Source organism: Apibacter sp. B3935 (assembly GCF_009827705.1).
Taxonomy (GTDB): Bacteria; Bacteroidota; Bacteroidia; order Flavobacteriales; family Weeksellaceae; genus Apibacter.
In genome coordinates, this window is sequence record NZ_WINL01000001.1 from 450,418 (window position 1) to 473,785 (window position 23,368).

The following is a 23,368-nucleotide window of genomic DNA, read 5'->3' on the forward strand; positions in this document are numbered from 1 at the left end:
AAATTAGATTATAAGATTTCATAGCAGTACATTTGAATGAAATGCTATAAATTAGTTATCATATGAAAAAAATATTTTTTATAGTTTATTATATTTTGATAAGTATATCTCTTTATTCACAAAAAACATTTTTAATTAAACATTTTGATTCTGATTTTTATACAAAACAGTGGGCCGGTTTTTATTTATATGATCCTGTGCAAAAAAAGGAAATTTTTAATTATAATGGTAATAAGTATTTTATTCCGGCATCCAATGTAAAAATTTTTACCTTATATACCGGATTGAAATTAATTTCTGATTCTATACCTTCCCTAAAATATGTTTCCAAAAATGACACGCTTTATATTTGTGGAACAGGAGATCCAACCCTATTGGAACCCTATTTTAAACAAAATAAAGTAATTGAATTTTTAAAAAATCGAAAAGAAACTATAGCTTTATTTACAAAAAATTTTGATGATACTATTTACGGCCCCGGTTGGTCTTGGGAAGATTATAAAGAATATTTTTCACCCGAACGCACTTCTTTTCCTATGTACGGAAATTTAGTAACTATTTCTTCACCAACTCAAGTATATCCCTCTTATTTTATAAATGATGTACAATTGGATTATAAAGAAATTGTAAGAGATTTAAGAAAAAATAAGTTTCATTACTCCGATAATAAAAAAATGGAGATACCCTTTATTACTTCCGATTCGTTAACTAAAATACTACTGGAAAGAGAACTAAATAAATCCGTTTACTTAACCCAAAAATTTCCTATTGAAAAACCTTCCTATTTATATAGCATACCCGGCGACAGTTTATACAGGAGAATGATGGTTGTAAGTGATAACTTTTTAGCTGAACAAATTCTTCTGATGGGAAGTCTTTCCATTTCAGATAAATTAAACAGCTCCTCTGCAATAAATCTTATGTTATCATCTTACTTAAAAGATTTGCCACAAAAACCCAGATGGGTTGATGGATCCGGACTTTCCAGATATAATAATTTTACTCCTAAAGATATGGTTTATGTTCTAACTAAGCTCTATGAAGAAATCCCGTATAAAAGATTAATTTCTTTATTTCCGGCAGGAGGAGTTAGTGGAACTTTAAAAAATAATTATAAAGGGAATCCGCCGTATATATTTGCAAAAACAGGAGGAATGAAAGGAGTATCAAACCTGAGCGGATATTTAGAAACCAATTCGGGAAAAGTATTGATTTTTAGCTTTATGAATAACAATTTCCAAGGTCCATCCGGGGAAATAAAGGAGAAGATGCAAGAAGTATTGGAATATGTGAGAGATTTTTATTAATCAATGTTTTACAGCACATGTGGATATTTGCGTAGGAATATTTCTGCTAAATTCAATTCCAAATCCAAGTTCTCCGTAATCATTCCTCCCCCATCCCCATAAGCTCCCATCTTCTTGGATGCCTATACTATGTTCAAAACCGGCGGAAACTGTTTTCCATTGGGAATGATCCAATAATACGGGGAGATTTTTATTAACTTGGGTTCCGTCTCCTACTTGTCCGCTATTATTCTTTCCCCATCCCCAAAGTGAACCGTCTTCTTGTATGCCTAAGGAATGGTATTCTCCTGCAGCAACCATTTTCCATTTAGAATGACCGATACGAACAGGAAAATCTTTATCCCGATTGGATTTATCACCTAATTGGCCAAATTCATTGTATCCCCAAGCCCAAAGGCTACCATCTGCTTGAATTCCTAAAGTATAGTCAAATCCGGACGTAATGTATTTCCATTTACTGTAACCAATTCGAACAGGAATATTCGAGTATTTAAATTGGTCAGTCCCTAACTGCCCGTCTTCATTATTACCCCACCCCCACAATGTCCCGTCTTCCTGTATTCCCATACTATAATTAAAACCGGCCGTTATAGATTTCCATCTTGCATTTCCTATTTTAATCGGTTTATTTTTATCGTCGGTGGTGCCATCTCCTAACTGACCTTCTTCATTGCTTCCCCATGCCCATAAAGTACCGTTTTCTTTTATAGCTAATGAGTGATATTCTCCAGCGGAAACACTTTTCCAATTGGAATGATCAATTTGAACCGGATAAATTTTGGTATAGTTAGTTCCTTGACCTAACTGACCATTATCATTCAATCCCCATCCCCATAGGGAACCATCTGACTTTATACCTAATGAATGATTGTAACCGGAATACACCAATTTCCATTTTTTGGAAAGATCCACTTCGGTTGGGAGAGACTTATTTTGGTCGGAGCCATCTCCTAATTGTCGTTTATCATTTTTTCCCCAGCCCCATAAAGATCCATTATAATGTATACCCAAACTGTAATAATTTTTTACAGATATATACTTCCAGCATGCATTAATTTGTGCATTGATTTTACTTATAGATAAACACGATATTGCCAATAATAAACAGTTAATTTTCATACAACGTTAGTTTTTCTATTTACTATAATTTTATAGTATATATAAAATATACTTAATAAGTAATTTGATTAACTTATTAAGATTAATTTATAATATAAACAAAAGTTGTATGAGTTTTATTATAGATTATACAATTTTTTATTAATTATTTTGTAAATTAACATTAAAATGAGCTTCTAAATCAATTTCACCACCTAATAATGCTGCAGAAGTGGCTTCAGGATCTTTCTTTGCCGGTTGATGCAGTAAATAAATATACACCGTTGAAAAAGCTTGATCTTCTACGGTCCACACTGTATGATGTCCTAACTTTCTGCCTAATGTATCAATATTATCATAATCAGCATAGGTAATGCTTAACCCTTTAGAATCAACCTTCTGATATAATACAAAATGATCATCGGCATCTTCAATAAAAATTTCATCGGTCAAATCGTGTAAATGATTTTCATGTTGTGAATAAAATTTTATTTCAACATTATACGTTCCTGTGGGTAAGCTAATATCCGTAATCGGTATTTCGGTGCTTCCTTCCGGTACTTCGTAAACATATTCTCGAATTAAATTTGGGTCTGAACTATTTCTAAATTGCAATATCACCTTTGACATTTCATCGTGATCGTGTTCCGGTAGGGAATTTAAAATGTCATCTCTGTCATGGGAAGAACAAGAAAAAATAGTAACTAAAAGTAAAGTTAACGGTAACCAAAAAATTAAATTTTTAATTTTCATATATGTATTGTATATTTTTAAAAGTTAAATTGTATTTTTAATAAAAAGCTTCTTCCGCTTTCGTCCGTATAATAACGCAACCGATTCATATAATCTCTGTATGCGGTGTCAAAAATATTTTTTACACCTAATGAAATATTCATCGTGTGTATGGTTGTGATATCGAATGAAAAACCGGTAATAAAATCAAATAGCTGATAAGCAGCAGGAGGAGAACTAATATCTAATGTTTCCGAAACCACTGCTCCATTTTTCACTATGTCAATTTCAAAATTATAATTAGGAAAGTGCGTTTGCTTAAACACCGAAGTGGAAGTAAGTTTTGCAAAATAATTTCTCCATTTTTTATTTTTATATTCTATTGAATTGATCCATTGCAAAGGAGGCATGGAAATTAAGGACGTTTTATTTTTTATATCATTTCCTCTCAAATAAGAAAAATTAGTGGAAAATTTCAATGGTCCCAATATTTGATAATCAGCCATTACATCGATACCGTAAATTTTAGCATTGGTTTGTTTATATTGCCAAACCGGAAATGCTCCTCTAATCGTATATTCAGCACTTACAGGAATTGAGTTTATAAAATCATTTATATAATTATAATAAGCCGTTAATTCAAAAGTTAGCTTATTATCCAATCCAAGCCCTTTATAGGTTGTCATGAACTTATTAGACTTCTCATTTTTTAAGTCTAAGTCTCCCAATTCAATAGCTGCGGCTGAATGATGCAATCCGTCGCTAAATAATTCACTTGGGTTGGGTGCTCGACTGCTTAATGAATAATTGAATGTAATTTCATCAAACTTTCCCAACTTTAATTTTAAGCCTAAAGTAGATGCAAAACCGTTATAGGTAAGAATCGGATTTACCAAATAATTAAGACCGGTATCTTTAAGTATTTTTTTTGAATATTTTTTATCGTAACCCAAAGATACCCATCGGCTTTTTTTATAAAATTTTAAAGCATCTATTTTTTGATGATCAAATCGTATTCCTCCTTCAATTAGTAATTTTTTACTAATACTAAAATATTCAATCCAATAGAAGGAATAATTATTTTTTTCATAAAATGGGATTAATGGACTTACGCCGGTACCAGTATTTGGAAAATTTTCTTGATAAGAATAGCCGCTTCCTAATTTTGTTTTAAGCTTAGTATGGGCAATCGATTCGTAATCTAAATTGAGAGTATGTGTAGTTAAATCCAAATTGAGAGACGCCTTGTCGGCAAGTTCGCTTCTTCTGATATCATATTCTTTCCGATTATTAAATTGATATCCGTACACTAAACTTAATTTACCAAAATTAAAATTATAATGAGTATTGAATTTAAATAAATTATGCTGAATTTTCTGTTTGGGCGCATCAATTTTCATCGTAAAATCATCAATAACTAAGGGTTGTTTATTATTGATGGCATTTAAAAGATTTTCCAGGTTACCTACATGCGCTGCTTTTAAAATCCCAGTGTCTGAACCGAAATAACTATAGAATAATTCAATGCCGTAATTTCTTTGATTTTTACCTACTTGAATTGAAAAATCATTTTCTTTAAGCCCCGTATTAGACATAATATAATCAGGCGCTGATAGATCTCCGGATCTTTTATAAGTACCTTGTAAGCGCATAGCCCATCCTTTTTTCCATCCTTTTTCAATTTGGGCTGTAGTATTTCCTCCTTTGCCGTTGGAAACATAGGAAGTTATAAGACTTCCCGTAAGAGTATCTTTTGTATATAATTTTTTTGGTTCAACCAATACGATACCCCCAGTAGCATCGCCCGCATATTGTAATGCTCCCGCTCCTTTAATGATTGAAATGGAATTGGCAACATTAAGGTCAATATCCGGAGCATGTTCAACACCCCATTGTTGATCTTCCTGTCTTATGGCATGATTAAATATGGGCACTCGGCTGCTATGCAATCCATGAATAATTGGTTTAGCTATATTATTTCCCGTTTTTAATATACTCACTCCTGCAATCGAAGCTAATGCACTAGCTAAGTTAGTATCCGAAAATTCATTAATTTGATTTTTGGTTAATTTATTTTCTGTTGAAGTTTTAGTTTTTCCTAAAGATTTTCCAACAGTTACTATTTGTTGTAATTCTTTTTCATTATGTTCTAATGAAATATCTTGATTTAAATTATTCTTTACTGTTATATCTAACGTTTGAGTAGTATAGTCAGGATGTGAAAAGATAAGTCGATACACTCCTGGACAAACATTGGAAATAGTATATTCTCCGGATAAATCAGTTATTGTTATGGATTCTTTTCCATTAGTTGCTATGAGCTGAATAGAACCGTTTTTTATTCCACGAGTGGAATGTAAATCGGTAAGTTTACCTTTAATATGCAAGGTACATTGAGCATACGATTTTATATTCAATAAAATAAAAAATGTAAAAAAAACGTATATTGTCTTTTTCATAAAACAAATAATATAAGGTATGACTTAATTGAAAAAAGTTATATCCTTTAAAAAAAGATATAAATACGGATCTTTTTTTTTAATTTTTATTAAAAAATCCGCATCATATTATTATTTTTATGAAAATTTAGGAGGTGGCTTGTTGAAATAATTAGATTTATTTATATTTTTATAAAATATAAAGGTATAAATATCTTCAGGGTGATTAATTATTTCAGAGTGATGAGGTAGTACAAATATTGAATCTTCCGCTACATCAAATAATTGATATTTTCCTAAATGAAAAATAGTATGACATTGTTGGCAATGATCATGACTAATTTTGTTTATTTTATGTTGTTCTAAGTGAATATATTCATGTATAGAAAATATCTTAAATACGAATACTATCGAAAATAAAAGATAGATAATTCGTATTTTATTGAAATGAAGAAATTTCACTTTAGATTGTATAAATTATTTGGATGCAAATATAAATAAAAAAAATCTTTCATGAAGTTGAAAGATTTTTTATTTTATTATTTTTTAGTGACTACAGCTATTTTTTCTTTTTCTGCAATTTGTTTTTTTTCTAATTCTTTGCCCAATTCAATAATGTAGTCATGTAAACTAGCTTTTATTTGTGGATGGACTAAACCATATTGAATATTAGTTTTCATAAAACCGAATTTATCTCCTACATCATAACGGGTACCGCAAAAATTACGAGCAAAGACTCTTTGAATTTTATTTAGTGTATCAATTGCGTCTGTTAATTGAATTTCACCACCGGCTCCGGGAGCTTGATTTTCCAAAATACTAAATATCTCAGGGGTCAATAAATATCTACCGATAATTGCCAGATCACTGGGAGCATCTTCCGGCTTGGGTTTCTCTACAAAGTTGAGCACATTATACAACCCTTTTTCAATTTCTCTTTCAGGAGCGATAATTCCATATTTTGAAGTTTCCTCATGGGGAACTTTCATTACTGCAATGGTAGAAGCATAGGTTTTTTCAAAATCCATAATTAATTGCTTTGTTAATGGTATTTTATCTTCCATTATATCATCTCCTAACATTACCACAAAAGGCTCATTACCTACAAATGCTTTTGCTTGTAATACAGCATGTCCTAATCCTCTAGGATGAGACTGTCTAATAAAATGTAAATTTATATCAGTCGTTTCTTCAACGAGTTTTAATAATTCCGTTTTATGCTTTTCTCTAAGATTAGCTTCTAATTCAGGATTGGAATCAAAATGATCTTCTATAGGTCGTTTTCCTTTGCCGGTTACAATTAAGATATCTTCAATACCGGAGTTTATAGCCTCTTCTACTATAAATTGGATAGTAGGTTTATCTACAATAGGAAGCATTTCTTTAGCCAATGCTTTTGTAGCTGGTAAAAACCTGGTACCTAAACCAGCAGCCGGAATAACGGCCTTTTTTACTTTTTTCATAATTTTATAAATAACGGTTAAAAATAGCTAGTTCAATAAAATATATAAATGATTTATTTATGTTTGTTAATTCATATTTTATTTTATACAAATATAGAAAAAATGAACTTCAATTTCTTTCAATGAACAATATTAAATTAATTATTTAAATAAAAAAACATTTTAAAAATTTAATTTTCTCGACGATAAAAATGATACAGAAAATCCTATAAATAATACAGTAATCAATACAATAAGATAGTTAGTAAGATCGAATTTAACCGGAAATGGCATAAAAGGATTTGCCATTACTAGTCCGAAATTAGATTGTAACCAGGTCAAAAAGGTTCCTAGTACTATACCTATAACAACTCCAAACATGGTTATGATAATACCAATGGTAAAAAATAATTTTTTTAATCCTGAAATGCTATATCCCAGAGCAATCAGCGATTTGGATTGATATTTCTTATCCAATATAATAATAATAATAGCCCCCGCTAAATTAAATGAGGCAATTATAATTACTAAAATAAATATCAAATAAATAAACAATTGCTCCACTTTCATCATTTTTAAAAAAGAAGCATCTTGCTCTTGTCTATTTTGAATGATATAGTTCTTTCCCAGTTCGTCTTTTAATTGCTTTTGCAAGGATTTTACATTGTTCTTAACTTTTAATTCAATAGAAAAAGCACTATTAGGAGGTAAATTCAAAAGATTGCGTGATAACTGTATGGGTACAAAAATATAATTTTCATATTGATCATTTAAAGCAAATACCCCTGTCATATGCACCGTTGCTTTTTTAAATGCATCATCCGTATTAGATATCAATTTTTTCCCCGGCTTAGGCATATATAAAGAAGCGTAATATTCTTTATCAATAGGAACACCCAGACGATAGGCTAAAGCATTACCAAAAGCTGCTTCATTATCGGAAGATGTGTTAGGAAATTTACCCGCTTGAAAACAAGTATCGATTTTTACAACTTTCAAAAAATTTTCATCCACCCCTTTAAGATATGCTATTTCATCCTTTTCATAAAACAAAACATATACTTTCTCTTCTATGACTTTCGTAAATGCTTTAACTTCTGAATGAGAAGAAAGAATTTTTTCAACCCGTTCAACATCAGGCAAGGTTTTACCTGTTGCAGGTAAAACTCTTAGATCGGGATTTACATCACTAAAAAGTTTAATATTAAAACTCTCTAATCCACTAAACACCGAAAGGATAACAAACATTGCACAGGTAGCAATCGCTATGGCTGTTAAAGAAGTATACATAATGATACTTACAGCTTGAGTGCTCTTTTTGGATATAAAATACCTGAAGGCTATGTACCAGGATAGATTTTTCACAAATTACAAAATAGGATTTTCATCTTTGCCTTTTAAAGCTTTCTCTATCTTTTCAACTGTATCTAAGGTTACATCAAGATAAAATATCAATTCGGGAACTTGCCTTACCTGTTTAGCAATTCTATCACCTAAAATTTTTCTAATTTTTGGATTAAGAATTTGTATTTCCTTCATTAAGGCCTCTCTGTACTCTTGCGGATAAATACTTAAATAGACTTTAGCCACTCCTAAATCTGAAGACACTTTTACTTCGGTAACAGATATTAGTATTTTAGAATTCATCTCCGCTGATTGTTTTCTAAAAATTTCAGCTAACTCTTTTTGTAATAATTGATTTATTTTCTTTTGTCTATTGCTTTCCATAACTATTTTACAAATTTAGATAATTTTAAGTACTGCAAAAATTTTAATTTTATAATCTTATTTCTATTTAACTTTTCAAATTACTTTATATTCACTACGTTATATCTATAATTTATATTAATTTATAATTATTAATTTTTATTTTATACGTATCAATTTTTTATAATATATTATATGTATTTTAGTAATTATTTACCAAAATAAATAAAGTTCTATTAAATTAACCAGTAAATTATAATTTATCAAAAAAAAGTGAAACATTCAACAAATAAAAATTTCAGACGGATAAACTATTTTTTCTAATATCTTAATAACTCGAAGATTTAATTATAAAATAGTATTATTTTTGCTTATATATATAATAATGTATAATTAATAGATAATAAATAAATTAAAAATGAATTTGTACCAATTAAATCATCAATCAATTTCCAACGAAATAATCAATCCCACAGCTATTGAAAAATTGCTAAATAAATTACTTGATTTGGTTTATGATCTGGGAATAAAAATTGTTACCTGCTTAGTGGTTTATTACCTGGGAAGGTTTTTAATAAAATGGATTGAAAAATTATTTCATAAATTTTTAGAAAGGAGAAAAATAGATCCTTCCGTAAAGTCATTTTTGGGAAGTTTATGTAATATTACATTAACCATTTTGTTGGTTATGTCCATAATTGGCATTTTAGGAATACAAACCACCTCCTTTGCAGCATTAATTGCTTCTGCCGGTTTGGCTATTGGTATGGCAATGAAAGACAATCTTGGAAATTTTGCCGGAGGAGTCATGATTCTTTTTAACAAACCTATAAAAATTGGAGATCATATCTTAGCTCAAAATCAAGAAGGAGTGGTGCAATCCATTGGTATATTATATACAGTTTTAACGACCGGTGATAATAAAACCATCTATATCCCTAACGGACCATTATCCACAGGATCCATACTTAATTTTTCTACGCAACCACAAAGAAGAATAGATATAACCATAGGGGTCGATTATGGAACTTCACTTCAAGATGTCAAAGACATTCTTAATGAAATTATCAGATCTAATACTTCCATATTAAAGTCTCCTGAACCTTTCATTGGATTATTAAAATTAAATGACAGTTCTATTGACTTTGTAATTAGGGTTTGGGTTGAATCATCCAACTATTGGCCAGTTTATTTCTTTCTCAATGAAAACATTTATGAGAAATTTACACATGCCAAAATTAATATACCATTCCCTCAGCTTACCGTGCATATGGCCAATGATAATTAATAGCTAAAACTAGCTTTTTAAAAATCTAGCTTCCCTTTAAACTAACTTAATTATTTTGAAAAATTTTACGAATGTCTTTAAAAATTTAAGTTAAAAATTTATTCATATTGTTAAAATAACTATATATTTGCACCGTCAAATATTTAGGTCAAATACATTTTGGCTTAGTATTTGATATTGTAAAACACGATTAATAAGCACACTTATTATATGGAAACTTATAAATTTAACAAACATTAATTTGTATTTTAGTAAGTATACATATTATATTTGCACTTTCAATTTTTGTTAAAGAAAAATTATGCAAACTAATTATAAGGGATTTCTCCTAAATATTACAGATAGCGACAAAACAGGATTTCTGCTTTGGAAAGTAAATAATCTTTGGCAAAGAGAATTTAAAAAAAACTTTGAACACTTAGATTTGACACATAGCCAATTAGTTTTGCTTTTATCTATTTTATGGGGAGAAACTAACCAGACCGAAGTAACTCAAAAAGGCCTTTCAGATAAAGCAGGTATTGATCCCATGACTACTTCTACCGTTTTACGAACATTACAAAAGAAAGGATGGATTAAAAGAAAATTTAACAAAAAAGATTCGAGAACTAAACTAATTTCATTAACAGAAGATGGAAAATCAATTATTAAAGATGCAACTAAGATTATAAAAAAATTCAATACATCATTTTTTAGTTCATTAAAAGATCAACAAAACCAATTTCAACAAAATTTGGTAACTCTTTTAGATGACGATATCTATACTGATGAAATTAAAAAAACTTGTTGTAAAGAATACGAATTTAATAATATCAATAATTTAGAAAAATCATAAATATGAAACTCAGAAAAATACAAATTATAGCTTTGCTATTCACTGCTGCAACATCCACATTGTATGTGTCTTGTGGCGGTGATAAGAAAAATGCAGCAGGTATGGCTGCTATGGGCGGGCAAGCCAATCAAGTGCTACCCTACCCCGTAAAAGTTGTTACTCCACAAACTGCTGTGTTGGAAACAGATTATCCGGCAACTATAAAAGGGGAAGAAGATATTGAAATTCGACCTATGGTTGAAGGATTCATAAAAACAATTAATGTTGACGAAGGTTCTGTAGTTAAAAAAGGACAAGTTTTATTTACATTGGATGCACCACAATACAAACAAAATGTATTAAATGCAGAAGCTGCCATTAAAACAGCAAAAGCCCAAGTTGACAATGCAGTTATGGATGTAACTAAAATTACCCCTTTGGTTGAAAAAGGTATTGTAAGTAAATATCAATTAGAATCCGCGCAATATGCTTTACAGACTAAACGTGCCGCTTTAAATCAAGCACAAACTGCTTTAGCTATTGCGAATACCAATTTATCTTATACCGTTCTTACCAGTCCGGTTAATGGAATTGTAGGTTCCATACCTTTTCGTTTAGGTAGTTTAGTTAATAGTACCACTACCTTAACCACTGTGGCGAATACTTCCAATGTATATGTATATTTTTCTTTAAACGAAAAACAATTATTGGATTTCCTTAAAAATACACCGGGAGCAACTCAAGCAGAAAAAATTAAAAAATCCGAACCGGTTACTTTAATTTTAGCTGACGGTACCGAATACAATGAAAAAGGTAAAATTGAAACTATCAACGGTATTGTAAACACTTCTACAGGTTCTGCAAATTTCAGATCTAGTTTTCCTAATCCGCAAGGTATTTTAAGAAGTGGTTCAACCGGATCCATACGAATCAGTACAACTGTTGAAAATGCTTTGGTTATCCCGCAAAAAGCAACTTTTGAAATTCAAGGTCAAACCTTTGTTTTCGTAGTTCAAAAAGATAATAAAGTGAAACAAGTAACCATCAAAGTTACTCCAACACCGGATGGACAATCCTTTATCGTAAATTCAGGATTAAACGAAAACGATAAAATAGTTGTTAACGGAATCCAGAATTTAAAAGAGGGAATGGAGATCAAACCTCAACTTTAATTTTCTTAACGTAAAAAGAAGTATTATAACTTTAAATAATAAAAAAGAAATAAAACAATGCTTAAAACATTCATAGAAAGACCCGTTCTTTCCACAGTTATATCCATTATAATTGTGATTCTGGGTATTTTAGGGGTAGTTTCTCTACCGGTTGCCCAATATCCCGAAATTGCTCCGCCAACGGTACAGGTAACTACAAACTATCCGGGAGCAAATGCCGACGTGGTCATGAAAAGTGTTATCATTCCATTGGAAGAACAAATCAATGGAGTTGAAAACATGACTTATATAACATCGAGTGCAACCAATGACGGTAGTGCTACCATTACAGTCTATTTTAAACAAGATGCGAACCCTGATATTGCTGCCGTTAACGTTCAAAACTTGGCAGCTCGTGCCAACAGTTTACTTCCATCGGAAGTAACCAAAAACGGGGTGATTGTACAAAAAACACAAAGTAGTAATATCTTGTTTATCGGTTTAGTTAGTAAAAGTAAAAACTACGATCAAAAATTTTTACAAAACTATGCCAACATTAACATATTACCTCAGATAAAAAGAATCTCTGGAGTGGGTGATGCTCAAGCGAGAGGTGCTAATACCTATTCCATGCGTATATGGTTGAAACCTGACGTAATGGCAACGTACGGTATTACTCCTGCTGACGTAAATGCTTTATTAGCAGAGCAAAACTTAGAAGCAGCTCCCGGTGCATTAGGTGAAAATAGTGCACAAACATTTACCTATACGTTAAAATACACCGGTCGTTTAGTAAGTACTGAACAATTCGGTGATATGGTTTTAAAATCTCTTCCAAATGGAGATGTTTTACGATTAAAAGATATTGCAAGAGTGGAAGTTGGTTCTGAAAACTATCAAATTACTTCTACCATCGACGGAAATCCATCTGTAATTATCAGTATTGCGCAAACTGCAGGTTCTAATGCACAACAAATTATCAACGAAGTTGAAAAAGTTTTAGATAATGCAAAAAGTTCTTATCCTCCGGGAGTAGAAACTGTATATATGATGAATGCGAACGATTTCCTTAATGCTTCCATTGAAAAAGTTATTCATACCTTATTTGAAGCATTCGTATTAGTATTTATCGTTGTTTTGGTATTCTTACAAGATTTACGATCTACTTTGATTCCTGCAATTTCAGTTATCGTGGCTATCGTAGGTACATTCTTTTTCTTGTTAATATTTGGATTTACCATTAACATTTTAACCTTATTCGCTTTAATTCTGGCAATTGGTATCGTGGTGGATGACGCGATTGTGGTCGTCGAGGCCGTCCATGCTAAATTGGAAGACGGAATGAAAGATGCCAAAAAAGCTTCTTTACATGCGATGGACGAAATAGCGGGAGCAATTGTAGCTATCACATTGGTAATGTCTGCAGTGTTTATTCCGGTTAGTTTTATTGGTGGAACTTCAGGAGTTTTCTATAAACAATTCGGGTTAACCTTAGCGGTTTCTATTGTACTTTCTGCGATCAATGCGCTTACGTTGAGTCCTGCATTATGTGCATTATTATTAAAACCTCATGATGACAAAAAACAAAATTCTGTTGTTAAAAAATTAAAAGACGGATTCAACGGAGCTTTTGAAAGTTTAACCAACAGATATAAAAAAGTTTTAATTTGGACGTCTAAAGCTAAATGGTCTGCATTTGCAATTATTATAGTTTTCTGCGGAATTTTGTATTTTCTGATGAAAACAACTCCTACCGACTTTGTGCCTCAAGAAGATAGTGGATTTATCATCGGGGATATAAGTCTCCCTCCGGCTTCAACACTTGAGCAATCAACAGCTATTGCTAAACAAGTATTTGAAGTTGCGAAAGGAATTGAAGGAGTATCCAATGTTGCTCAAATTAACGGTATGAGCTTTATTAGTGGTGCGGGAGGAAACTACTCCGTAATATTAGTAAAATTAAAACCGTGGAAAGAGCGTCCTAAAATCCAAATAAACGATGTAGTAAAACAACTGTTCATTAGAACAGCAGGAATACAAGGTGGTAAGATTATCTTCTTCGGAACTCCTACCCTTCAAGGTTTCGGTATCAGTAACGGATTTGAATTCCAAATTCAAGATAAAACCGGAGGTGATATCCGTAAATTCTCTGAAATCAGCGGTAAGTTCTTAGGAGCGTTAAATCAACGACCTGAAATCATGTATGCAACTACTTCATTCAACCCGAACTTTCCGCAATACCAAATTAATGTAAATGTTGCTAAAGTTAAACAAGCAGGTTTAGCCGTAACAGACATTTTAGGTGCGTTACAAGGATACATTGGTGGTGTATATGCTTCTAATTACAATGAATTCGGTAAACAATATAAGGTTATGATCCAGGCAGATCCTAAATACAGAAAAAATGTGGAAGATCTTAATGGAATGTATGTAAGGACCAATAGTGGTGAAATGGCACCAATTGCCGGATTTATTACCTTGACTAGAGTGTACGGTCCGCAATCTCTACAAAGATTTAACCTTTACCAATCCATACCTGTAAATGGACAACCCAATGCAGGATATAGTGCCGGTGATGCGGTTAGAGCTATTGAAGAAGTTGCTAAACAAACGCTTCCTCAAGGATATTCTTTCGAATATTCAGGAATGACCAGAGAGCAAGTGAACAACAGTGGTTCACAAACTGTTTATATATTCTTATTGTGTTTGATTTTCGTATATTTCTTATTATCAGCTTTATATGAAAGCTACATTTTACCTTTAGCTATTATCATTTCTTTACCTATAGGTTTAGCAGGGGCTTTCTTATTCGCTAAATTATTCGGAATTACAAACAATATTTATTTACAGATCAGTTTAATTATGCTTATCGGTTTATTAGCGAAAAACTCTATTTTGATCGTAGAGTATGCAGTTCAACGTAGAGAGCATGGAATGAGTATCATTGATGCTGCCGTTGAAGGTGCCGTTGCCCGTTTAAGACCTATATTAATGACCTCCTTTGCATTTATTTTCGGATTATTCCCGTTAATGGTAGCAACCGGTGCAGGGGCTGTTGGTAACCGTTCAATCGGTACAGCTGCTATTGGTGGTATGTTAATTGGTACTGTAATTGGATTAGTAGTTACTCCTATGCTGTTTGCTGTATTCCAATCTTTACAGGAAAAGGCAACGCATAAACCTTCAGTGGTTTTAAGAGAACAAAACGATAACGATGATGATGATGATGAATAAGTATAACAAAATAAAAGAATTAAGAATGAAAATTCGACCAATTCAATATACAACCCTATTATTAGTTTCCGTAGTACTTAGTTCATGTATTACCGCTAAATATGAGAAACCTCAGATAACCGATAATCAATTGTACAGGGATATGCCTGTTAAAGATAGTACTACTATTGCAGATATTCCTTGGAGTGATTACTTCAAAGATCCAAATTTGCAAAGCTTGATTAATGAAGGTATTCAAAACAGTTATGATTTAAAAATTGCTGTTACGAGAATAAAACAAACTGAAGCTGCGCTTCGTTCTGCCAAACTAGGTTATTTACCTAGTTTGTCTGCAGACGCTTCTTACTCTAACAGTAAATTAAATACTGTTCAAGGAAACGGAGTTAAAACTCATTCAGAAGTTTTCCAATTGGGAGCATCTGCAAGCTGGGAGCTTGACATTTGGGGAAAAATTTCAAGTGCCAAAAGATCAGCTTTGGCTTCTTATCTTCAAAGTGATGCATATAGACGTTTAGTTCAAACTTCTTTAGTGGCAAATATTGCAAATAATTATTATTCTCTAATTGCTCAAGATGAACAATTGAAAATAACGCTAAACACCATTAAATTATTAGAAGATAATGTGAAAACTATGGAAGATCTAAAAGAAGCTAACATAGTAACCGGTGCAGCTGTTGAACAAAGCAGAGCTTTATTATACTCTACTCAAGTGAGTGTTCCTGATTTGGAAAATAATATCAAAGCTTTGGAAAACAACATCTGTTATTTATTGGGAAGAACTCCCGGACCTATACAAAGATCTTCAATGGCACAACAAACAGTTCCTAGTCAATTTGACTATGGAGTGCCTGCTCAATTATTGTCAAAAAGACCTGATGTAATGATGTATGAACTTGCGTATCGTGCTGCATTTGAAGATACCAATGTTGCGAAAGCATCTTTATATCCTTCTTTAACAATTACCGGTAATGCAGGGTATTCTACCTTAAAGAATTTAGATAATTTCTTTGATCACTCCAGTCTTTTTGCAAGTGTGGTAGGAGGTTTAACACAACCTATTTTTAATCAAGGAAAATTAAGAAGCCAACTGAGAATAAGACAAGCTCAACAAGAAGAAGCCTTGCTTAATTTCAAAAATTCGGTTTTAAATTCAAGTGTTGAAGTTTCTAATGCTTTATTTGCTTATGAAAAAGCTAAAAGTAAAGACTACGACAGAAGTTTACAGATAAATTCTTTAGTTAAATCTGTTGATTATACTAAACAATTATTAATATACAGCGATGCTAATTATACAGAAGTTTTAAATGCTGAAAGAGACTTATTAAATGCAAGACTAAGTCAAGTAAATGATAAACTCCAACAATTACAAGCTTCAATTAACCTTTACAAAGCTTTAGGTGGAGGTGTTAACTAAACCAAAGATGTAATGTATTAAAAAAGTCGGATTTTATAAAAATCCGACTTTTTTATTTTATGTTATAAATTCCCAGTTAACTAAAATGTAAACACACGTATTATTATAATTCATGCATTAACTTTAAATAATGTGAGTATCTTTTTTCTGATATTCTACCTTCCTTGACTGCCTCAATAACGGCACATTGCGGTTCATTGATATGTAAGCAATTATTATACTTGCAATAAACCTTTTCGCTTAAAATTTCGGGAAAATAATCTTGTAATTCTTCTTTATGAATGTCTACTAATTCAAATTCTTTAATACCGGGTATATCAATTATTGCGCCTCCAAAATCCCATTCATACATTTGCGCAAATGTGGTGGTATGTTTCCCTTTTTCATTATAATTTGATATAGTCGCTACTTTTAAATTTAAATTTTCTTGTAAAGCATTAATGGTAGAAGATTTTCCACTTCCTGAATGTCCTATAAATACAGAAGTTTTATCTTTTATTTTATTTTTCAACTCTTCTATATGAAAATTGGTTAAAGCAGAAATTCGTAAGGTTGAATATCCAATATTTTGATATATATTTTCAATCTCTTGCAATTCTTCTAACTCCGTTTCGGATAACAAATCGATTTTATTAAACACAATCAAAACAGGAATCTGATAGGCTTCACAAGTGATTAAGCATCTGTTTAGAAAACCTAAAGAGGTTTGAGGATGTTTTAGGGTAAAAACTATACAAGCCAAATCTATATTGGATGCTATAATATGTGTTTCTTTAGATAAATTAACCGATTTGCGAATAATATAATTTTTTCGAGGATAAATTTTCGTTATCCAAGCAATATCATGATCTTCTAATTCGTATTGTATGCGATCTCCTACAGCTAAAGGATTAGTATTTCTAATTTTATCTTTTTTGAATTTTCCGCGAATTCGAGCATTATAAACTTTTCCCGTTGTTATGTCTTTTACCAAATACCAACTTCCTGTAGATTTTAGTACGATTGCTTCATTCATAACTCAAAAATATAAAAAAATGCATCCTAAATTGATGCATTTTTATTACTATCTAAAACTTATGATTATTCTTCCATAATTTTATTCTGCAATTCAACGGATTCTTTATGAATGGAAACTAAAAGATGTTCTAAAAAATCTTCTGATAATCCCATTCTTTCTCCATTGCGAATGGCTAAGTTTTTTAACACATTCCATCGATCGGGTTGAAATATAGCCACATTATGTTCTTTTTTAAGATTTCCGATTTTTTTTGCAACATCCATTCTGGCAGCTAATAATCCTAACAATTGGTTATCCAACTCATCTATTTCTCCTCTATATCGGTTTAATTTGGCTGAAAAATCATCTGAATTATCATTCTTTTTTCGTAAAGTAATATCTACCAAAATATCCTTCAAGGCTTCAGGCGTAATTTGTTGTTTGGCATCACTCCAAGCTTCATCCGGATTATTATGGACTTCAACCATTAATCCGTTATATTCTAAGTTAAAAGCTTGTTGAGCTACTTCTGCAATTAAATCTCTTCTTCCTGTTATATGTGAGGGATCTCCTAAAATAGGAATATTGGGGAATCGGTCTTTAAGTTCTAAGGCTATCTGCCATTGAGGGTTATTTCTATATTTTGATTTATTGTGTGAAGAAAAACCTCTATGAATAACCCCTAAATTTTTAATTCCTTGAGCTGCCAATCTTTCCAATGCCCCGATCCATAAATCTAAATCAGGATTAACAGGATTTTTAACTAAAACGATTTTATCTGTATCTCGTAAAGATTCTGCTATTTCTTGTATGGTAAAAGGGTTTACGGTTGAACGAGCTCCGATCCAAAGGTAATCCACATCAAATTCCAAAGCTAATTTAGCATGAGAAGCATTCGCTACTTCCGTAGCTATAGGCATATTAAATTCATCTTTTACCCTTTTAAGCCAATTAAGACCTATAGCCCCTACCCCTTCAAAGCTTCCGGGTTTAGTACGAGGTTTCCAAATACCGGCACGAAACACCTGCATATAATTCCGATCCATTCGCTCAGCTATTTCAATAACTTGCTTTTCGCTTTCTGCACTGCACGGCCCTGCTATTACTAAAGGCTTTTCGAATTGTTTAATCCAATTCTGGTCTAAATCTTGTAAACTCATAAATATGTTTTCTAAAAGTATGTAAATCTAAAATTTTTTTATTAAATGTCATAAAGTATTTTGCATTTTAAGAGAATTTTTTATGCTTATATGAGAAGTTTTTTTGTAAAAAACTACAAAAGAGAATGAAATATAATAATTTGCTTTTTCGTTTTTCTTCCATACGAAATATTAGTTGTACATTATTCATGTTTGATAAGTTTACATGATTACTAATAAATTTTATTAATTGTAGTTTGCTTCTCAAAAAAATTAGAATTTGTAATTGTATTTTTGTTAACTATTTAAAAAATTATGAAAGAAATTATAATTAGTATTTTTTTCAATATAGTTGTTTCAATCCTATTAAAACTATATAATAAGAAATCCAAAGGGGTTTCTTTAGTCATTACGTACAATTATTTATTTTCAGCAATTTTTTGCTATATACTTTTCAAACCCGATCTACCTTCTTTAAATTATTCATCGGCTCCGTGGTTCATTTATTTTCTGATGAGTATTTTAATGCCTGTAGTTTTTTTATTGATTGCTGAATCTATTAAATATACGGGAATTGCACGAACGGACATAGCACAAAGAATGTCTTTACTATTAACAGTGAGCGCTTCTTTTTTATTTTTTAATGAGTCTATCAATTCTCTTAAAATCTTGGGATTATTGATTGGATTTATCTCAATACTCTTTATATTTTACGCTAAAAAAGGAGATCAAACTTTTCCTTATACTAAATTGTATCTCCTTATTCTTATATTTTTCGGATTAGGAATTATTAACATCTTATATAAGTTAATAGCGGTAAATCAAAATTTTTCGTTTACGACTTCCACCTTTTTTATATTCATTGGTTCTTTTATAGTTGGTTGTATTATTACTTTCGCGCAAAAAATACGGTTTACTTTTAAAGAAATTTTATGGGGAATTGCTTTAGGTATTTTTAATTTCGGAAATGTATATTTTTATTTAAAAGCTCATCAAACTTTTAAAGATAATCCTTCTCTTGTTTTTGCTTCGATGAATTTAGGAGTAATTGTATTGGGCAGCTTAGTCGGAATATTAGTTTTTAAGGAAAAAATGAATAAACTTAATTATTTGGGATTGGTACTTGCGCTTGCAGCCATTACAATAATTTCTTTATCCACTTAACTTGAAAATTTTTCGAAAACTCCCAGTCCGAATAAGGCAAAATCATATTTAACGGGATCGTCGGCATCCAGCATTTTTAGGTTTTTCATGAGATGGGAAACCGATTTCCAATCATTTTGAGTTCTGGACAACAAGTTTAAATATCTTGCCACATTACCGGAATGTACATCCAGTGGACAAACCAATTGGGATGGAGAAATGGAATTCCATAATCCAAAATCAACTTTATTGGGATCGTTTCGTACCATCCATCGAAGAAACATATTAATTCTCTTAGCTGATGAATTTTTGGCCGGACTGCTTATATGTTTTTGGGTTCGCTGTAAATGTTCTATTTCGAAAAATCGTTTTCTAAATCGTTCTATTACTAAGAAAGTGTCTTCTTCTTCTTTTTCTGCAGAAAAAACTTTTTCAAGTCCTCCGTGATTTTTATAAATATTTTGCAGAGATTTGATAAAAAACACTAAATCGTGTGAATTAAAAGTTCTGTGTATACTTCCTTCAATCTTTTTTAAATCTTGTAAAGTATGATTTAAGATAAAATCATGGGGTGCATGGTCTAAAAAATGCATTATTTTTTCTGCATTTTTAATTATAGACTTCCTGTTTCCCCAAGCTATAATTGCTGTTAGAAAACCTGAAATTTCAATATCTTCTTTTTTACTAAATTGATGAGGGATTTGAATGGGATCTGTTTCAATAAAATTGAGTGTATTATATTGTTCTACCTTTTCATCTAAAAAGGGCTTCAATTTCAGAATTTTTTCCACGTTTATTATTTACCTTATAATGTAAATTAGCTAAAAGGAGCGATTTGAATTTCTAATCCATTTAGATCATTGGTAATTGGAATTTGACATCCTAAGCGGCTATTTTCTTTTACATGAAATGCTTCTGAAAGCATAGCCTCTTCCTCATCTCCTTTTTCCGGTAAAGGAATATTGTTACTTAAAATATAGATTTGGCATGATGCACACATCGCCATACCTCCACAAATTCCAATCGTTCCTTCGGGTACTAATTCGTAAGCTCGTATTAATTCCATGATATTCATGGACATATCCGTCGGCGCTGAAACCGTATGCTTATTTCCTTCCCTATCGGTGATATTGATGGTTACTTCTGACATATAATTTGTTAAAATTATTGAATTGATTTAACAACCGGTTTTTCTGCTTCTTTTACTGTTCCGTCAAATCCTTGTACACCTCCAACGGTAGTATATTTTAAAACATACTTTCTGTCGGGATATATTTTACTGTAAATACTTTGACACATCAAGGTGGCCTCGTGAAAACCGCAAAGAATTAATTTTAATTTTCCCGGATATATGTTGATATCTCCAATGGCATAAATCCCCTCAATATTGGTTTGGTAATCCAACGCATTATTTACCTTGATAGCATTTTTTTCAATTTCCAATCCCCAATCGGCAATAGGTCCTAATTTAGGAATAAGTCCAAATAAAGGAATAAAATAATCCACTTCTTTATCAAAGGTTTGCCCTTCCTTTTCAATAACTAAGGATTCTACCTTACCGTTCCCCTTGATTCCTACAATTTCGGCAGGAGTGATTAAATTTACTTTTCCTTGATTTTTTAATGATTGAACTTTCTCAACGGAATCCAGAGCGCCTCTAAATTCATTTCTACGATGTACTAATGTAACTTCTTTAGCGATATCTGCTAAAACAATGGTCCAATCCAACGCCGAATCTCCTCCTCCTGCAATTACTATTTTTTTATCCTTATATTTTTCGGGATCTTTTACAAAGTATTCAACTCCTTTTTCTTCATAATCGGCAATATTATCTATCAAAGGTTTTCTAGGTTCAAAACTCCCTAATCCGGCTGCAATCGCCACAGCTTTAGCATGATGCCGGGTACCTTTATCTGTAGTAACAATAAAAGTTCCGTCTGCTTGTTTATCAATGGATTTAGCTGTTTCATTGAGAGTAAAACCGGGTTGAAATTGCTTGATTTGCTCACGTAAATTTTTAACTAATTCTCCTGCCTGAATGGAAGGATATCCCGGAATATCAAAGATCGGTTTTTTAGGATAGAGTTCTGTTAATTGCCCTCCAATGTTTGGAAGCGCATCAATAATATGACATCTTAATTTTAATAATCCCGCTTCAAACACAGCAAAAAGTCCTGTAGGACCTGCTCCTATTATCAAAATATCTGTTTCAATCATAATTTTTTACTAAATATTTTTATATAATAATAAAGTATACAAGGTTTATTTAAAATCTATTTCTTCTAAGTAATATAAGTTCTATATTTTTTTTCTTCTAAATGATAAAACATTTTTAAATAATGCTGAAACTTATAGATAACTTATTTCCGAATAAATATTAAATTACTTTTAATTGGGGCTTATGTTCTATTTTATCTTCTAAAAACAATTTCCCTCTTAAAATACTTTTAATTAAATCCACAAATTTCTCTGCAAAAGTCGTTCTAATTTGATTGGTTGAATAAATTAATGATATTTCCCTGGAGGGTGAAGATGAAAAATATCTTATATTTTTCTTTTCTTCTTCCGATAAATTTTCAGATTCTAATAAAGGTAAAATGGTAAATCCGAAACCTTCATTTACTAAGTTAATCAGTGTAGTAAAACTTCCTCCTTCTAATTTTATATTAGAATTAATGGCTTCTCTATGCTTGCAAAGATCCAACACTACATCTCGGAAGCAATGACCTTCTTCCAACATTAAAAGATAATTAAAGTCTAATTTATCAACATCTAAAACTGTTTCTTTATACATTTTCGCATCTTGCGGAGAAACGTAAGCTACTAATGGCTCTTTGTAAATTGGTTTTTCAATAATTTGATTGTCATGTAAAGGTGTACTTGCAATTCCAAAATCCAAATAGCCTTCTTTGATGCCTTTTAAAATGTCCTCAGTTTTCATTTCTTTAATAACCAAGTCGGATTCCGGGTATTTACTCCTGAAAGTTTTATAGAAAAGTGGAACTAAGGTGGGGGTTATTGTTGGTATAATACCAATGACAACCGTTCCGTTCATACTTTTTTTATCTTCTTCTACAATTTGTGATAATTTATTAGCTTCAGATAAAATTATTTTGGCCTGTTCTACAATTTTCTTTCCTATAGGAGTTATTTTTATAGGATTAGTTGTTCTGTCGAAAAGCTCAACTCGTAACGTTTTTTCAAGCTTTTGTATTTGCATACTCAAAGTAGGCTGACTTACGAAAGCTTTTTCTGCTGCTATCGTAAAATTTTTATATTCGGCAACAGTTAATACATATTGCAGTTGAATTAAGGTTATCATTTAAGATAATGTTAAATTATTCTTTGCAATTTAACAAGATTATTCGAAATATTCACAAATTAATGCAGGTATTGTAACCTTTTACAAGTAATTTTCGTATATATAAATAAGTAAGTATAATTTGTAGGTGAGTAAACAGTTC

19 protein-coding genes are annotated in these 23,368 nt (G+C 31.3%); 7 read left to right on the forward strand and 12 right to left on the reverse strand.

The features are described from left to right. Positions 1 to 62: 62 nt before the first annotated feature. A complete protein-coding gene (locus GFV00_RS01875) occupies positions 63 to 1,307 on the forward strand; it encodes a D-alanyl-D-alanine carboxypeptidase (protein WP_160556525.1) in 1,245 nt (414 codons plus the stop codon). Here the strand turns inward: GFV00_RS01875 and GFV00_RS01880 are convergent, their stop codons facing one another. From GFV00_RS01880 to rbfA, 6 genes are all read right to left on the reverse strand, one after another. Next, the gene (locus tag GFV00_RS01880) at positions 1,308 to 2,426 is read right to left on the reverse strand and encodes a hypothetical protein (RefSeq protein WP_160556524.1); all 1,119 of its coding nucleotides are present in this window, start codon (positions 2,424 to 2,426) and stop codon (positions 1,308 to 1,310) included. A 141-nt stretch (positions 2,427 to 2,567) separates the two neighbouring features. After that, entirely contained in the window at positions 2,568 to 3,158 is a 591-nt protein-coding gene (locus GFV00_RS01885; protein WP_160556523.1) for a hypothetical protein, read from the reverse strand. 17 nt (positions 3,159 to 3,175) lie between these two features. Then, positions 3,176 to 5,596: a TonB-dependent receptor domain-containing protein gene (locus tag GFV00_RS01890; RefSeq protein ID WP_160556522.1), complete on the reverse strand. Its 2,421-nt coding sequence runs from the start codon at positions 5,594 to 5,596 to the stop codon at positions 3,176 to 3,178. Between the two features lie 518 nt (positions 5,597 to 6,114). Beyond that, on the reverse strand, positions 6,115 to 7,038 hold the full coding sequence (galU, locus tag GFV00_RS01895; RefSeq protein ID WP_160556521.1) for a UTP--glucose-1-phosphate uridylyltransferase GalU: 924 nt from the start codon (positions 7,036 to 7,038) through the stop codon (positions 6,115 to 6,117). A 162-nt stretch (positions 7,039 to 7,200) separates the two neighbouring features. After that, on the reverse strand, positions 7,201 to 8,382 hold the full coding sequence (locus tag GFV00_RS01900; RefSeq protein WP_160556520.1) for an ABC transporter permease: 1,182 nt from the start codon (positions 8,380 to 8,382) through the stop codon (positions 7,201 to 7,203). 3 nt (positions 8,383 to 8,385) lie between these two features. Then, positions 8,386 to 8,745, reverse strand: coding sequence for a 30S ribosome-binding factor RbfA (rbfA, locus tag GFV00_RS01905; RefSeq protein ID WP_160556519.1), 360 nt, complete (start codon positions 8,743 to 8,745; stop codon positions 8,386 to 8,388). 397 nt (positions 8,746 to 9,142) lie between these two features. On the opposite strand from rbfA, the gene GFV00_RS01910 reads away from it, so the two are divergent. The 5 genes from GFV00_RS01910 (at position 9,143) to GFV00_RS01930 (ending at position 16,625) form a co-directional block, all read left to right on the forward strand. Beyond that, entirely contained in the window at positions 9,143 to 10,012 is an 870-nt protein-coding gene (locus GFV00_RS01910; RefSeq protein ID WP_160556518.1) for a mechanosensitive ion channel family protein, read from the forward strand. Positions 10,013 to 10,313: 301 nt separating this feature from the next. Beyond that, positions 10,314 to 10,847 (forward strand): MarR family winged helix-turn-helix transcriptional regulator, encoded by a 534-nt coding sequence (locus tag GFV00_RS01915; RefSeq protein ID WP_160556517.1) that lies wholly within the window; start codon positions 10,314 to 10,316, stop codon positions 10,845 to 10,847. Positions 10,848 to 10,849: 2 nt separating this feature from the next. After that, on the forward strand, positions 10,850 to 11,998 hold the full coding sequence (locus tag GFV00_RS01920; protein WP_160556516.1) for an efflux RND transporter periplasmic adaptor subunit: 1,149 nt from the start codon (positions 10,850 to 10,852) through the stop codon (positions 11,996 to 11,998). 57 nt (positions 11,999 to 12,055) lie between these two features. Beyond that, positions 12,056 to 15,211: an efflux RND transporter permease subunit gene (locus tag GFV00_RS01925; RefSeq protein ID WP_160556515.1), complete on the forward strand. Its 3,156-nt coding sequence runs from the start codon at positions 12,056 to 12,058 to the stop codon at positions 15,209 to 15,211. A gap of 25 nt (positions 15,212 to 15,236) precedes the next feature. Beyond that, positions 15,237 to 16,625: an efflux transporter outer membrane subunit gene (locus tag GFV00_RS01930; RefSeq protein ID WP_160542401.1), complete on the forward strand. Its 1,389-nt coding sequence runs from the start codon at positions 15,237 to 15,239 to the stop codon at positions 16,623 to 16,625. A gap of 103 nt (positions 16,626 to 16,728) precedes the next feature. Here the strand turns inward: GFV00_RS01930 and rsgA are convergent, their stop codons facing one another. Further along, the gene (rsgA, locus tag GFV00_RS01935; protein ID WP_160556514.1) at positions 16,729 to 17,640 is read right to left on the reverse strand and encodes a ribosome small subunit-dependent GTPase A; all 912 of its coding nucleotides are present in this window, start codon (positions 17,638 to 17,640) and stop codon (positions 16,729 to 16,731) included. 65 nt (positions 17,641 to 17,705) lie between these two features. Then, positions 17,706 to 18,782, reverse strand: coding sequence for a bifunctional 3-deoxy-7-phosphoheptulonate synthase/chorismate mutase type II (locus GFV00_RS01940; protein ID WP_160556513.1), 1,077 nt, complete (start codon positions 18,780 to 18,782; stop codon positions 17,706 to 17,708). A gap of 294 nt (positions 18,783 to 19,076) precedes the next feature. Here GFV00_RS01940 and GFV00_RS01945 point away from each other — a divergent pair, with 294 nt between their 5' ends. After that, positions 19,077 to 19,925 (forward strand): DMT family transporter, encoded by an 849-nt coding sequence (locus GFV00_RS01945; protein WP_160542261.1) that lies wholly within the window; start codon positions 19,077 to 19,079, stop codon positions 19,923 to 19,925. Here GFV00_RS01945 and GFV00_RS01950 read toward each other — a convergent pair. From GFV00_RS01950 to GFV00_RS01965, 4 genes are all read right to left on the reverse strand, one after another. Next, positions 19,922 to 20,704, reverse strand: a complete 783-nt coding sequence (locus GFV00_RS01950) for a TIGR02757 family protein (RefSeq protein WP_160556840.1) — start codon at positions 20,702 to 20,704, stop codon at positions 19,922 to 19,924. The genes GFV00_RS01945 and GFV00_RS01950 overlap by 4 nt on opposite strands. Positions 20,705 to 20,721: 17 nt before the next feature. After that, the gene (locus GFV00_RS01955; RefSeq protein ID WP_160556512.1) at positions 20,722 to 21,054 is read right to left on the reverse strand and encodes a 2Fe-2S iron-sulfur cluster-binding protein; all 333 of its coding nucleotides are present in this window, start codon (positions 21,052 to 21,054) and stop codon (positions 20,722 to 20,724) included. Between the two features lie 14 nt (positions 21,055 to 21,068). Next, complete coding sequence (locus GFV00_RS01960) at positions 21,069 to 22,121, reverse strand: NAD(P)/FAD-dependent oxidoreductase (protein ID WP_160556511.1); 1,053 nt, start codon at positions 22,119 to 22,121, stop codon at positions 21,069 to 21,071. A 160-nt stretch (positions 22,122 to 22,281) separates the two neighbouring features. Beyond that, complete coding sequence (locus GFV00_RS01965) at positions 22,282 to 23,226, reverse strand: LysR substrate-binding domain-containing protein (protein WP_185149971.1); 945 nt, start codon at positions 23,224 to 23,226, stop codon at positions 22,282 to 22,284. Positions 23,227 to 23,368: the final 142 nt, after the last annotated feature.

Bases quoted from the DNA above. Each gene is read 5' to 3' on its own strand.
- GFV00_RS01875 (WP_160556525.1), top strand. From the start codon at position 63: ATGAAAAAAATATTTTTTATAGTTTATTATATTTTGATAAGTATATCT.
- GFV00_RS01880 (WP_160556524.1), bottom strand. From the start codon at position 2,426: ATGAAAATTAACTGTTTATTATTGGCAATATCGTGTTTATCTATAAGT.
- GFV00_RS01885 (WP_160556523.1), bottom strand. From the start codon at position 3,158: ATGAAAATTAAAAATTTAATTTTTTGGTTACCGTTAACTTTACTTTTA.
- GFV00_RS01890 (WP_160556522.1), bottom strand. From the start codon at position 5,596: ATGAAAAAGACAATATACGTTTTTTTTACATTTTTTATTTTATTGAAT.
- galU (WP_160556521.1), bottom strand. From the start codon at position 7,038: ATGAAAAAAGTAAAAAAGGCCGTTATTCCGGCTGCTGGTTTAGGTACC.
- rbfA (WP_160556519.1), bottom strand. From the start codon at position 8,745: ATGGAAAGCAATAGACAAAAGAAAATAAATCAATTATTACAAAAAGAG.
- GFV00_RS01910 (WP_160556518.1), top strand. From the start codon at position 9,143: ATGAATTTGTACCAATTAAATCATCAATCAATTTCCAACGAAATAATC.
- GFV00_RS01915 (WP_160556517.1), top strand. From the start codon at position 10,314: ATGCAAACTAATTATAAGGGATTTCTCCTAAATATTACAGATAGCGAC.
- GFV00_RS01920 (WP_160556516.1), top strand. From the start codon at position 10,850: ATGAAACTCAGAAAAATACAAATTATAGCTTTGCTATTCACTGCTGCA.
- GFV00_RS01925 (WP_160556515.1), top strand. From the start codon at position 12,056: ATGCTTAAAACATTCATAGAAAGACCCGTTCTTTCCACAGTTATATCC.
- GFV00_RS01930 (WP_160542401.1), top strand. From the start codon at position 15,237: ATGAAAATTCGACCAATTCAATATACAACCCTATTATTAGTTTCCGTA.
- rsgA (WP_160556514.1), bottom strand. From the start codon at position 17,640: ATGAATGAAGCAATCGTACTAAAATCTACAGGAAGTTGGTATTTGGTA.
- GFV00_RS01940 (WP_160556513.1), bottom strand. From the start codon at position 18,782: ATGAGTTTACAAGATTTAGACCAGAATTGGATTAAACAATTCGAAAAG.
- GFV00_RS01945 (WP_160542261.1), top strand. From the start codon at position 19,077: ATGAAAGAAATTATAATTAGTATTTTTTTCAATATAGTTGTTTCAATC.
- GFV00_RS01955 (WP_160556512.1), bottom strand. From the start codon at position 21,054: ATGTCAGAAGTAACCATCAATATCACCGATAGGGAAGGAAATAAGCAT.
- GFV00_RS01960 (WP_160556511.1), bottom strand. From the start codon at position 22,121: ATGATTGAAACAGATATTTTGATAATAGGAGCAGGTCCTACAGGACTT.
- GFV00_RS01965 (WP_185149971.1), bottom strand. From the start codon at position 23,226: ATGATAACCTTAATTCAACTGCAATATGTATTAACTGTTGCCGAATAT.